The organism is Micromonospora sp. Utrum1, assembly GCF_057197805.1.
The window spans coordinates 1-13338 of sequence record NZ_CM170071.1; the positions used below are offsets into that span (position 1 = coordinate 1).

8 protein-coding genes are annotated in these 13338 nt (G+C 76.4%); 6 read left to right on the top strand and 2 right to left on the bottom strand.

Annotation, left to right across the window (positions count from 1 at the left end; all coding sequences use genetic code 11):
• From AC0OLQ_RS00005 to AC0OLQ_RS00025, 5 genes are read left to right on the top strand one after another with little or no spacing between them, the layout of a single operon-like run.
• On the top strand, positions 1-1899 hold the full coding sequence (locus AC0OLQ_RS00005; protein ID WP_484529687.1) for a CRTAC1 family protein: 1899 nt from the start codon (positions 1-3) through the stop codon (positions 1897-1899).
• 28 nt (positions 1900-1927) lie between these two features.
• Entirely contained in the window at positions 1928-2917 is a 990-nt protein-coding gene (locus tag AC0OLQ_RS00010; protein ID WP_484529688.1) for an enediyne biosynthesis protein UnbU, read from the top strand.
• Positions 2918-2950: 33 nt separating this feature from the next.
• Positions 2951-8662, top strand: a complete 5712-nt coding sequence (locus AC0OLQ_RS00015) for an SDR family NAD(P)-dependent oxidoreductase (protein ID WP_484529689.1) — start codon at positions 2951-2953, stop codon at positions 8660-8662.
• Positions 8663-8666: 4 nt separating this feature from the next.
• Positions 8667-9101 (top strand): acyl-CoA thioesterase, encoded by a 435-nt coding sequence (locus AC0OLQ_RS00020; RefSeq protein ID WP_484529690.1) that lies wholly within the window; start codon positions 8667-8669, stop codon positions 9099-9101.
• Positions 9098-9754, top strand: coding sequence for an NADPH-dependent F420 reductase (locus AC0OLQ_RS00025; RefSeq protein ID WP_484529691.1), 657 nt, complete (start codon positions 9098-9100; stop codon positions 9752-9754). The genes AC0OLQ_RS00020 and AC0OLQ_RS00025 overlap by 4 nt, the downstream gene beginning before the upstream one ends.
• A 5-nt stretch (positions 9755-9759) precedes the next feature.
• Here the strand turns inward: AC0OLQ_RS00025 and AC0OLQ_RS00030 are convergent, their stop codons facing one another.
• Complete coding sequence (locus tag AC0OLQ_RS00030; RefSeq protein ID WP_357343651.1) at positions 9760-10434, bottom strand: winged helix-turn-helix transcriptional regulator; 675 nt, start codon at positions 10432-10434, stop codon at positions 9760-9762.
• Positions 10435-10503: 69 nt separating this feature from the next.
• Here AC0OLQ_RS00030 and AC0OLQ_RS00035 point away from each other — a divergent pair, with 69 nt between their 5' ends.
• On the top strand, positions 10504-11430 hold the full coding sequence (locus tag AC0OLQ_RS00035; protein ID WP_484529692.1) for a hypothetical protein: 927 nt from the start codon (positions 10504-10506) through the stop codon (positions 11428-11430).
• Here AC0OLQ_RS00035 and AC0OLQ_RS00040 read toward each other — a convergent pair.
• Entirely contained in the window at positions 11394-13295 is a 1902-nt protein-coding gene (locus AC0OLQ_RS00040; RefSeq protein WP_484529693.1) for an AfsR/SARP family transcriptional regulator, read from the bottom strand. The two genes, AC0OLQ_RS00035 and AC0OLQ_RS00040, sit on opposite strands and share 37 nt — an antisense overlap.
• Positions 13296-13338: the final 43 nt, after the last annotated feature.

Genomic DNA, 13338 nt, shown 5'->3' on the forward strand with positions numbered 1-13338 from the left:
ATGCCCAGTCCCCATCGCGCCCGCAGGATCATCGCCCCGCTGCTGGCCGTCCTGATCGCCACCACCCTCGGGCTGGCCAGCCGGCTGCCGGACGCGAGCGCCGCCGACCGCCGGACGCTCGCCGGGCGGTTCGCCTTCACGGTCGACGACCTGAACGCCGACCCGGCCGGCGCCCGCACCCAGCGGACCGTGGAACCCGCCCTGGAACACCTGCGGGCCTGGATCTCCTCCGTCGGCGCCGGGGCGGCGCTGGCCGACCTCGACGGGGACGGCCTGCCCAACGACACCTGCCTGGTCGACCCGCGGGACGACTCGGTGAGCGTCACCCCGACCCCGGACCGGGCCGCCCGCTACCCGGCCTTCCCGCTGCGGCCCGCCGGAGTGCCGTACGACGCGCGGAACACCGCGCCCATGGGCTGCGCGACCGCCGACCTGAACGAGGACGGCCGGCTCGACGTGCTGGTCTACTTCTGGGGCCGGGCACCGCTGGCTTACCTGCAACGCGCCGACGTGCCGTTCGGGCCGGCCGCGTTCACCGCCGTCGACGTCACCGACCGCCCCACCGAGCTGTGGAACAGCACCACCGCCAACGTGCTCGACCTGGACGGCGACGGCCACCTCGACATCGTGGTCGGCAACTACTTCCCGGACGGGGCGCGGGTGCTCGATCCGGCCGCCAAGGACGATCCGCGGATGCGGATGCAGGACTCGATGTCCTGGGCCCGCAACGGCGGACGCAACCGGATCCTGCGCTTCACCGGGCTGACCCCGGTCGCCGGCGGCCCGGCCCGCCCCGCGTACGCGGACGCCTCCGCGGCGCTCACCGACGAGCAGGCCCGCTCGTGGACCCTGGCCATCGGCGGCCAGGACCTGGACGGCGACAACCTGCCCGAGGTGTACGTGGCCAACGACTTCGGCCGGGACTACCTGCTGCACAACGTCTCGCAGCCCGGCCGGATCCGGTTCACCGAGCTGCCCGGGCGGCGCGACGCGGACATGCCGAAGTCCAAGGTGCTCGGCAACGACTCGTTCAAGAGCATGGGCGTCACCTTCACCGACCTCAACGCCGACCTGCGGCCGGACATCCTGGTCAGCAACATCACCACCCCGTACGCGCTCCAGGAGAGCAACTTCGCGTTCGTCAGCACCGACGCCGCCCCGCTCACCGACCACGCCCCCTACCGGGACGAGAGCCAGCGGCTGGGGCTGGCCCGCACCGGGTGGGCCTGGGACATCAAGGTGGCCGACTTCGACGGCGACGGCACCGACGAGATTGTCCAGGCGCTGGGCTTCCTGCGCGGCCGGGTGAACCGCTGGGCCGAGCTGCAGGAGCTGGCCATGGGCAACGACCTGTTCCTCCAGTACCCGTACGCCTGGCCGAACTTCCGCGACGGCGACGACATCGCCGGGCACCAGCGCAACCCGTTCTTCGTCCGGGGCGACGACGGCCGCTACGTGGACGTCTCCGACCGGCTCGCCTTCCGGCAGCACGCCACCACCCGCGGCCTGGCCGTCGGCGACGTCGACCACGACGGGCGGCTCGACCTGGTGGTGGCCAACCAGTGGGCCCGGTCGCAGTTCCTGCACAACACCGGCCCGGCCCGGGCCCACCTCGGCCTGCAACTGCTGCTCCCGGCCACCGGCCCGGGCGGCCGGCCCCGGCCCGCGGTCGGCGCGACGGTCCAGGTGCGCCGCGCCGACGGCACCCCGCTGACCGCCCAGCTATACCCCGCCAACGGTCACACCGGCGGCAACTCCCCCGACCTGCTCTTCGGGCTCGGCGACTCGTCCGGCCCGGCCACCGTCACGGTGACCTGGCGCGACGCCGCCGGCCAGCACGCCATGACCAGGTCCCTGAACCCCGGGTGGCACAGCCTCGTGCTCACCCCGACCGCGTAGCCGACCGTCGAGCCACAGGAGGTCGACCGTGTCCGAACAGGCCACTCCCCGTACGGCGAACCGACCGGACCCACGGATCACGGCGCTGCGCCGGTTCGCGCTGTCCATCACCGTCTTCAACATCGTCGGGCACCTGCTGCTCGGCTTCGAGCAGGCGTACGTCACGCCGGTCGTGGCGGTGCTCACCGCGTACGCGGTGGACCTGCTGCTGGAGACCGTCGAGGCGCGCGCCACCGGGCGCCCCGAGCGCTACCTCGGCGGGCCCGTGGCGCTGCTGAACTTCCTGCTGCCCGCGCACATCGCCGGTCTGGCCTGCGCCATGCTGCTCTACGGCAACCAGAGCCTGGCGCCCACCATGTTCGCCGCCGCGGTCGCGGTGAGCAGCAAGTACGTCATCCGGCTCCGGGTCCGGGGCAGCCTGCGGCATGTGCTCAACCCGAGCAACTTCGGCATCAGCGTGACGCTGATCCTGTTCAGCTGGGTCAGCATCGCCCCGCCGTACCACTTCAGCGAGGACGTGGACGGGCCGGTCGACGTGGTGATCCCGCTGGCCATCCTGGCCGCCGGCACCATGCTCAACGGCAAGCTGACCCGGCGGCTGCCGCTGATCCTGGGCTGGGCCGGGGGCTTCGTCCTCCAGGCGCTGCTGCGCTCGGTGTTCTTCGACGCGCACCTGGCCGCCGCGCTGCTGCCGATGACCGGGATCGCCTTCATCCTCTTCACCAACTACATGATCACCGACCCGGGCACGACGCCGGCCGCCCCGCGCCGGCAGGTGATGTTCGGCCTGGCCACGGCGGCCGTCTACGGGCTGCTGGTGCTCGCCCACATCACCTTCGGCCTGTTCTTCGCGCTGGTCATCGTCTGCGGGCTGCGCGCCCTGGTGATCCTCGGCGCCAACCTGCGCGACCGGGCCGACGGCGCCCCCGCGCCCGGCGCGGACCGGCCCGCCGGGACCCCACCGGCCGAGGCCGCGCCCGTCGGCGTGGGTCAGTTGCCGGTGCCCGCAGCCAGGTGACCCACCCCTTTTCGTACGAGCAAGGAGACCGTGATGGTCGACGACGACGTGGTGATCGTGGGTCTGGCCTGCCGCTACCCGGCGGCGGACAACCCGGCCCAGCTGTGGGAGAACGTCCTCAACCGACGGCAGGCGTTCCGTCCGCTGCCGGCCGGCCGGCTGCCGCTGGCCGAGTACGGCGGCGACGGCCCCGACCAGACCACGGTGCGCCGGGCCGCGGTGCTGGACGGGTGGCGCTTCGACCGGGCCCGCTTCCGGATCCCGGGCAGCACCTTCCGGGCCGTGGACCTGTCCCACTGGCTGGCGCTGGAGACCGCCGCGGACGCCCTGGTCGACGCCGGCCTGCCGGAGGGGGCCGGCACCGACCGGTCCCGGGTCGGCGTGGTCATCGGCAACTCGCTGACCGGGGAGTTCTCCCGGGCCGCCGCGATGCGGACCCGCTGGCCGTACGTGCGCCGGGCGGTGGCCGCCGGCCTGGTCGACGGGGGGCTGGCGACCGACGAGGTGGCGGCGCTGCTGGAGCGGGTCGAGCAGCGGTTCAAGGCGCCGTTCCCGGTGCCGGGCGACGAGACGCTGGCCGGGGCGCTGGCCAACACCATCGCCGGGCGGATCTGCAACCAGTTCGACTTCCACGGCACCGGCTACACGGTGGACGGGGCCTGCGCCTCGTCGCTGCTCGCGGTGATCACCGCGGCGGAGGCGGTGGCCGGTGGCCAGCTCGACGTGGCGCTGGCCGGCGGGGTGGACCTCAGCCTCGACCCGCTGGAGCTGGTCGGGTTCTCCCGGGTCGGCGCGCTGGCCGGGGACGAGATGCGGGTGTACGACGCCCGGCCCACCGGGTTCCTGCCGGGCGAGGGCTGCGGCGTGGTGGTGCTCGCCCGGGCCGGGTACGCGCTGGAGCGGGGGCTGCGCCCGTACGGGCGGCTGGTCGGCTGGGCGTCCTCGTCGGACGGCAGCGGCGGGCTGACCCGGCCGGAGGAGAGCGGTCAGCGGCTGGCGCTGCGCCGGGCGTACGACCGGGCCGGCCTCGAGCCCGGCGCGGTGCGGCTGGTGGAGGGGCACGGCACCGGCACCGCCGTGGGCGACGAGGCGGAACTGCGGGCCCTGCTCGGCGTACGCGGACCGGCCGCGCCCCCGGCGGTGCTGGGCAGCATCAAGGCGAACATCGGGCACACCAAGGCGGCGGCCGGGGTGGCCGGGCTGATCAAGGCGGTGCTCGCCGTGCACCGGGAGGTGCTGCCGCCGACCACCGGCTGCCGCTGGCCGCACCCGCTGCTCGCCGAGGGGGGCGCGCTGCGGGTCACCGACGAGGCCCGGCCCTGGCCGGCCGGCGAGCGGTACGCCTCGGTCAGCGCGATGGGCTTCGGCGGGATCAACACGCACGTGGTGCTCGGCGGGACGGCTCCGTCGGCGCCCCGGCCGCTCAGCGCGCACGTGCGGCGGCTGAGCCGGCCGCACCCGGACCACGAACTGGTGGTCTGCGGGGCGCCGGACGCGGCGGCGCTGACCGGGCTGCTGACCCGGCTCCGGGCGGCGTCGGCCGCGCTGTCCCGTCCCGAGCTGACCGACCTGGCCGCCGGTCTGGCCGCCGGCCACCGGGGGGACGCCCCGGCCCGGTTCGCCGCCGCCGTCCGCGACGCCGACGAGCTGGTCACCGCCCTCGACCGGGCGCTCGGGCACCTGGCCGAAGGCGGCCGGCGCCTGCTCGACCCGGGTCGCGGGGTGTTCCTGGTGGTCGGGGAGCCGCTGCGGGTGGGGCTGCTCTTTCCGGGCCAGGCCGCCCCGGTGCACGCCGACCGGGGCGCGCTGGGGCAGCTCCTCGACGACGCGGACGCGCGGATCGACGCCGGCCATCTTTCGGCCGCCGCGCCGGGCGGTGGTCCGGAACGCGTGAAGGCGGAGCCGGTCGACACGGCGGTGGCCCAGCCGGCCATCATCGCCGACAGCCTGGCCGGGATCCGCTGGCTGGAGCGGCTCGGCGCCCGGCCGGTCGGCGCGCTGGGCCACAGCCTCGGCGAGCTGGCCGCGCTGAGCTGGGCGGGCGCGGTGGACGCCGAGGACACGCTGGCCCTGGCCCGGGCGCGCGGCGTGGCGATGTCCACCGCGACCGAGGTGCCCTCCGGAATGCTGTCGCTCCGGGCCGACCTGGCCGCCGCCCGGAAACTGGCCGACGGCACCGGCGCGGTGGTGGCCGCGGACAACGGCGAGCGGCACGTGGTGGTGGCCGGCGCCCGGCCGGAGCTGGACCGGGTCGCCGCGGCCGCGCGGCGCGCCGGGATCGAGGCGACGCCGCTGCCCGTCTCGCACGCCTTCCACTCGCCGCTGATGGCCCCGGCCGCCGAGGCGCTGCGCGCGGCGGCCGGGCGGATCCCCTGGCGGCGGCCGGAGCGGCCGGTGGCGTCCACGGTCACCGGGGCGTGGTGGGCCGACGAGGACCCGGTCGAGGTGCTGGTCCGGCAGCTCACCGGGCAGGTCCGCTTCCGCGAGGCGCTGAGCCTGCTCGACGCCGACCTGCTGGTCGAGGTCGGCCCCGGGCGGATGCTCACCGCGCTGGCCGAGGCGGCCGGGCGTACCGCGGTGAGCCTGGACGCCGGCGCGGCGAGCGCGGCCGGCGTGGCCGCCGGGACCGCGGCGCTCTTCGCCGCCGGCGCGGTCGACGACGTGACGCCCTTCTTCGCCCCGCGGTTCACCCGCCCGTTCGACCTGGATCGGAAGCGGGAGTTCCTGGTCAACCCGTGCGAGCAGGAGGTGCCGGCGGCGGCCCTGCCGGCGCCCCGGGCCGCGACGCCGGACCCGCGCCCCGTCCCGGCGGCCCGCCCCGCGGCCGACGGCCGGGGCACCGCCGAGCTGGTCGCCGCCCGGGTGGCCGACCTGGCCGAACTGCCGGCCGCCGAAGTGGGCCCGGGCACCCGCCTCCTCGCCGACCTGCACCTGAACTCGATCCGGGTCGGACAGCTCGCCGCCGAGATCGCCGGGGAGCTGGGCCGGGCGCTGCCGGCCACCCCGCTGTCCCTGGCCGACGCCACGGTGGGCGAGTTCGCCGCCGCCATCGAAGGGCTGCCGACCGCCGACGAACCCGCCGACGAGCTGCCCGCGGCCGGGGTGGGCCCCTGGGTCCGGGTGTTCCGCCACCACCTGGTGCCCCGGCCGGCCACCGCCGCCCCGGCGACCGAGCCGCCCGGCTGGGAGGTGGTCGGCCCGCTGGCCGGACACCCGCACGCCGAGGCGGTGCGGACCGCGTTCCGGGGCGGAGCCGGGGTGACGGCGGGCCGGCTGCTCGCGCTGCCGCCGGGCCTGACCGACATCCCGACCGCCGACGTGGCCGCCGCGCTGCGCGCCGCGGCGGCCGACCGCCGGCCGCTGGTGGTGCTGCACCACGGCGGGGTCGGCGCGGCCGTCGGCCGCAGCCTGGCCGTGGAGGCCGGGGCGCCGGTGCTGGTGGTGGAGACCCCGCCGGGCCCGGCCGGCGTCCGGCTGGCCGCCGTCGAGGCGTCCCGGCCGTGGTCGGGCTACCAGGAGGTGGTGTACGGCGCGGACGGCGTACGCACCGTGCCGGTGACCCGGTTGCTGGACGGCCAGCCCCGCACCGACCGGCGGATCCCGCTGGGCCCGGGCGAGGTCTGCCTGGTGACCGGGGGGGCGAAGGGGATCGGGGCGGCCTGCGCGGCGGCCCTCGGCGAGGCCACCGGGGCGCGGCTGGTGCTCTTCGGCCGCAGCCCCGCAGACGACCCGGAGGTTGTCGAGGCGGTACGCCGCACGGGCGGGGTCTACCGGTCGGTGGACCTGGCCGACCCGGCGGCGGTAACCGCGGCGGTCACCGCCGTCCGCACCGAGTACGGCCCGGTGCGCGGGCTGCTGCACGCCGCCGGGCGCAACGAACCGGCCCCGGTCACCGAGCTGACCGCCGAGGAGCTGGACCGCACCCTGACCCCGAAGGCGTACGGCTTCGAGCACGTGGTGTCCGCGCTGGACCCCGACGAGCTGCGCTTCGCCGTGGCGTTCGGCTCGGTGATCGGCCGGGCCGGGCTCCCCGGTGAGGCCGCGTACGCCACCGCCAACGAGTACCTCTCCCGGCGCTGCGCGGAGCTGGCCGCCGCCGTGCCGCAGGTGCGCTGGCTGAGCATCGAGTGGTCGGTCTGGTCCGGGACCGGGATGGGCGTCCGGCTCGGCGTGCTCGACGGGCTGCTCCGGCGCGGGGTCAGCCCGATCCCGCCGGACGAGGGCACCCGCCTGCTGCTGGAACTGCTCGCCACGCCCGCGCTGCCGCCGGTGGTGCTGGTGGCCGGCCGGCTGCCGGTGAGCGACACCCTGGAGTGGGACGAGTGCGCCGAGGAGCACGGGCGCTTCCTGGAGTCGCGGCTGATCGGCACGCCCTGCGTGGAGCTGGTCAGCGAGGCCCGGCTCTCGCTCGGCGCCGACCCCTACCTGGACGACCACCGGATCGACGGCGCGGCCGTGCTCCCGGCGGTGCTCGGGCTGGAGGCGATGGCGCAGGCCGCCGCCGCGCTCGGCGCGAAGCAGGTGCCCACGGTGATCCGGGACGTGGCGCTGACCCGCCCGGTGACGGTCGGCGACCGGGAGCCGAGGCCGGTCCGGGTGGCCGCGCTGACCGGCGCGGACGGCACGGTCCGGGCGGCGGTGCGCAGCGCGGAGACCGGCTTCGCGGTGGACCACCTCACCGGCACGTACGGCGGCGCGGTGACCTCCGGCGAGCCGGTGCCGCCGCCCTCGACCGGGCTGCTGGTGCCCGGCGGCCCGCTCTACGGCCCGGCCTTCTTCCACGGCCCCCGGTTCCGGCGGGTGGCCGGCTACCACGGGCTGAGCGCCTACCGGTGCGTGGCCGAGGTGCACTCCGAGGCGGCGACCTGGTTCGGCGGGTTCCACGACCAGCGGCTGCAACTGGGCGACCCGGGGGTGCGGGACGCCTTCCTGCACCTGCTCCAGGCCTGCGTGCCGGACCGGCGGGTGCTGCCGGTCGGGGTGGACCGGATCGACATCCACGCCCGCCCGGAGGGCACCCTGACCGTCCACGCCCGACAGGTCGCCGAGGCGGGCGACGAGTTCCGCTTCGACCTCACCGTCATCGACGCGGACGGCTCGCCGGTGGAGCGCTGGACCGGGCTGCGGCTACGGGCGGTCGGCCCGGTGGACAACAGCGTCTGGCCGGCCGAGCTGATCGGGCCACTGGTGGCCCGGCGGCTGCGCCGCTGGCGGCCGGAGCTGCGGGTGGACCTGGCCGCGGCGCCGGCCGGACGGGCCGACCGGGAACGCAGCCGGGCGCTGGCCGGCTGGCTGCTCGGCGGCGAGATACGCGCCGACGGCACCGGCCGGCTCCGGCCCGGCGTACCGGCCACGCCGCTGGGGTGGCGCGGAATCAGCGTCAGCCACCTGGACGGGCACCTGCTGACCGCCACGGCGGACCGGCCGGTCGGGGTCGACTGGGAGGTGGTCACCCCCACCCCACCGTTGCCCACGGCGGCGGCCCGAGTCGCCGCGGCGCTGGCCCGGCTCACCGGCGAGGACCCGGCCACCGCCGGGACCCGGGTGTGGACCGCGCTGGAGGCGCTGGTCAAGGCCGGCGCGGCGGTGGACGCCCCGCTGGTGCTGCGCGACGAGACCGGGCCGGACGGCTGGGTGGCGCTGCACGCCGGCCGGCACGCGGTCTACGGCACGGTCGTGCCGGCCACGCCCGGGCCGGTCGCGGTGAGCCTGGCCCTAGCCGCGGACCCCGACGGGGAGGCGTGACGAGATGCCCGACAGCTACGTCCACCGGCACGTGGTGACCTTCGACGAGACGAACCTGGTGGGAAACGTCTACTTCGCCCACTACCTGCACTGGCAGGGGCACTGCCGGGAGCACTTCCTGGCCGACCACGCGCCCGGCGTGATGGCCGCGCTGGCCGGCGGGCTGGCCCTCGTGACGGTCGACTGCCACGCCGACTTCTACGCCGAGGGCAACGCGTTCGACGAGGTCGAGGTGCGGATGATGCTCGACCGGCTGGACGGCCACCGGATCGGGATGTCCTTCGACTACGTCCGGGTGTCGCCCGGTCCGCCGACACTGCTCGCCCAGGGCCGGCAGACGGTGGCCTGCATGCGCCGGGGCGGGCACGGCCTGGAACCGGTCGAGGTGCCGGCCGAGCTGCGCCGGGCCCTGAGCCGGTACGCGGTGGTGGCCCGGTGATCGGCATCCTGGGCCGGGGCCGGATGGGCCGGGGGCTGGCCGAGGCAGTCCGGCAGGCCGGCCTCCACCCCCTCCTGGTGCCCGGGCGGGCCGACCCGCGCCGGGTGGCCGACCTGCTCGACCGGGCCGCGCTAGTGGTGCTCGCCGTGCCGTTCCCCGCCGCGGTCGAGTTCCTGCGCGGCCCGGCCGGCCGGCGCGGCCGGGGCCGCACCCTGGTCGACCCGACCAACCCGGTGTTCTGCGAGCCCCCACTGGTGCCGCTCGGCCGCTCCGGCGGCGAACTGCTGGCCGAACTCGCCGCCGACCGGGCCGGCGGGCCGGACCACCCGGGCGAGGGCTGGCGGGTGGCGAAGGCGTTCAACACGGTGCCCGCCGGGGTGCTGGCCCGGTGCCGGGTCAACGGCCTGCCGGTGTCGCTGCCGGTGGCCGCCGACCATCCGGCGGCGCTGCGGGACGTCTTCGCGCTGGCCCGGGCGCTGGGCTTCGCGCCCCTGGATGCCGGGGGCATCCGGACGGCCCGCCACCTGGAGGCGCTGACCGGGCTGTTGATGGCGGTCAGCGACCGGCAGGGACTGCGCGGCCAGGTCTCCATCCACATCGGCGTGCCGAGCGGTGAACGGACCGTGTGGGAGCCGGCGTGCCGGGCCGGCTGACCGGGTCAGCCGACCGGGTTGCCGGCGAGCCCGAGCAGCCGCAGGCAGCGCGACATGGCGGCCGGCGGCCCGGAGACCTGCACCGAGCCGGCGAGCACCGCCTCCAGCGGGTCCAGCCGCCGCACCCCGAGCTGGAAGAACGTCTTCGCGTCGGTCTTCACGTGCAGGGTCGGCTCGGGCGCCGCGGTGGGGTGCAGGACCGCCCGGCCGCCCTCCACCACGACGTGGAACTGCTCGCCGTCGACGTCGAAGCCGTAGACCTCGTCGATGCCGGGCGCACGGGCGTCGTCGAGCATCGCGTCGGTGGCCAGGATGGCCCAGGCCGGCCGGGTCACCGACGCGGCCGGCGGCGGCTGGTGGGCGGCGTAGGTCAGGCCGAAGCGGGCCAGGCTCAGCACCGGCTCCCGCATCCGCTCGCCCAGCTCGGTCAGCGCGTAGCCCGCGGTCCGCCGGTGCGGATCGAGTGGCCGGACCAGTCCCGCTTCGACGAGGAAGCCGAGCCGGTCGGCCAGCAGGTTGGTGCCGATTCCTTGCAAAGCATCGAGGAGTTCGCCGTAGCGACGGGGCCGGATCAGCAGCTCCCGGACGATCAGCAGCGTCCAGCGTTCGCCGAGGACGTCCAGCGCATAGGCCAGTCCGCACTGTTGGTCGTAGGTGCGTCGGTCCTTCAGCAGCCCCATCGCTCGCTCCCTTTCGGGCATCCCATCCCTTCACTATTCCATGGTTCCGGCCACGGAGAGGACCGCCACATGACCGCCCTCGCCAGCTCCACTCCCCGTACCGAACTGACCCCCACCCGGCGCCGCCCGGTCGCCGCGGTCGCCGGCGTGCTCGGCGGCCTGCTGCTCGCCGTGCTCTGGTCCTTCGAGTTCGTCGACCACGTGATCGGCGACAACGTCGCCAACTCGATGCTCGGCACCGACGCCAAGCAGAGCGCCATCGCCGGCTCCGCGGCGGGGGTGGTGTTCGCCTTCGTCTCCGGCTTCGCCGGCACGTTCACCGCCTGCAACATCGCCGTGTTCGGCGCGCTGCCCGACGTCGCCGAGTGCTCGGCCGGCCCGCGCCGCGGCCGGATCGCCGCCGCGCTGGCCCCGCTCGGCTGGCTGGCCCTCGGGCTGGTGTCGGTGGCGGCGGTGTACGGCTTCGTGGCCGTCCTGATCGGCTCCCGGCTGCCGCAGCTCTCCACCGGGACGGTGGGCGACGGCCTTCCGGTCCGGCTGGTCCAGGCATCCGTGGTGTTCGGCGTGATCGGGCTGGCCTTCGCCTGGCTCGGGCTGGCCGCGCTGGGCCTGCTCCCCGACCCGTTCGCCGGCCGGCCGGTGGCCCGGCTGGTGACGCTGGGCGCGCTGGTTGGCGGCTTCCTGGTGGGCCGGCCGTACCCGCTGTTCCACATGCTGCTGGAGCAGGCGGTGGAGAGCCACAACCCGTTCTACGGGGCGCTGGTGCTGGTGCTCCAGTCGCTCGGCAACGTGCTGATCATGGCGGTGCTGGCCCTGGTGCTGGTGCTCGGCACCCGCGGCGCCTTCCAGCGGTGGCTGTCCCGCCCCGGCCGGGCCGCCCTGCTGGTCGGGGTCAGCCTCCTGGCGCTCGGCGCGTTCCTGGTCTTCTACTGGGACGTCCGGCTGCCGGCCATGTTCGGCTACGGCTGGTTCCCGACCATGCCGTGGAACGCCTGATGATCCCCGTCGTTCCCCGGCCCGGCGGCGGCCGCCAGCGCCACCGTGCGGAGCAGCCCGAAGCGCGGGCCGTCCGGCCCGGGCCGGCGGTCCAGCAGGGACTCGTCGGCCAACCGGTCGAGCACGGCCCCGAGTTCGGCCGGCGGGACCAGGTCCGCGCAGCTCGCGACCGCCTCGTCGAGCGAGAAGCACCGGTCGCCACCGGCGCGCCGGGCCAGCCGGCCCAGGCAGGCCCGGTCGACCGGGGACAGCGCGGCCAGGCTGCGGTGCAGCGCGGCGCGCAGCGACCGGTGGTGCTGCGGATGGCCGCGCCGCTGCGGCCGCAGCTCGTCCAGCGGGTCGTCGACCCGGCGCAGCACCCCGTCGAGGCTGTCGGTGTAGAGGCAGGCGGCGGCGAGCTCGACCGCCAGCGGCAGGCCGTCCAGCCCGCGACAGATCCGCGCCACGGTGACGGCGTCCGCCGGGGAGAGGCGGAAGCCGGGCCGGACCAGCCCGGCCCGGTGCACGAAGAGGCGGACGGCCGGGTTGTCGGGCAGCGCGTCCGGGCTGTCCGTGTCGGGGAGCGGCAGGGGCGCCAGCCGGAACACCGCCTCGTGGGTGAGCCCGAGCCGGCGGCGGGAGGTGACCAGCATGGCCGTACGCGGACAGCGGTGCAGCGCGTGCTCCACCATCTCGCCGGCCCGGGCGCCGAGGTGCTCGACGTCGTTGAGCACCAGCAGCATCCGCTGGTCGCCGACGGCGCGCAGCGGGTCGGCGTTCGGCCCCGGCAGCTCCAGCGTCTCGGCCAGCAGGCGCAGCACCTCGCCGCAGTCCCGCGCCTCGGCGGCGTCGACCGTGGCCACCCCGTCGGGGAACGCGGCGGCGACCCGCTCGGCGACCGCCAGCCCGGTGGCCGACTTGCCGCAGCCGGCCGGCCCGACGATGGTGACGTGCCGGTGCGCGACCAGCAGCGTGGCGCAGCGGGCGACGTCGTCCTCGCGACCGATCAGCGGGCCGATGGCCGGGCCGGGACCGCGCCAGCCGGGCCGCCGGTCGGGTTCCGCCCCGGCCGGGACGGCCGGGGACGGCGGCTCCACGCCCGGCTCCGGCTCGTCCCCGGCGTGCAGCAGGGCGGCGTACAGCCGGCGCAGCTCCGGCCCGGGCTCCACCCCGAGCTCGGCGCGGAGCCGGGCCCGGACGCTCAGGTAGTGGTGCACGGCGGCGGCCCGCTGCCCGCTGCGGGTGAGCGCCTCCAGGTAGCGGGCCTGCACCGCCTCCTGAAGCGGCTCGACGGCGGCGAGCTGCTCGGCCACCGGCAGCACCACCGACGCCTGCCCGAGGGTCAGCCCCACCGCGACGTGGCGCAGGCCGGCGTCGACCCAGTCGTCGCGCAGCGCGGTGAGGTGCCGGGGGCTCGCCAGCAGGCCGCCGAGGTCGGCCAAGGTCGGGTCCTGCCAGAGCCCGAGCGCCGCGTCGAGCAGCTCGAAGGCCTCGTGCGGAGCGCCAGCCGCCTGCCGGGCGCGGGCCCGGTAGAGCAGCTGCTGGAAGTGCGCCGCGTCGACGCGTTCCGGCGGCACGTCGAGCCGGTAGCCGCCCGGCACCGAGGCGATGACGTTGGTCCGGGCACGTGGCGCGGTGTCCGGCTCCAGCACCTGGCGCAGCCGGGCCACGTACGTCCGGACGAGGTGGTCACCGCTGGCCGGGGCGTCATCACCCCAGACCGCCTCGGTGAGCGCGCCGAGCGGCACCGGCTGCCCGGGATGCAGGGCGAGGTAGCCGAGGACAGCGCGCTGCCGGGACGGCCCCAACGGGATCTCGGTGGTGTCGCGGAACGCGGCGACCGGGCCCAGAACCCTTATCCGGACAGTGTTTACGGCAGCGCCCATGTCGCCTCCCCCCATCAAGAGGCTATGGGATCTATAGAACCCT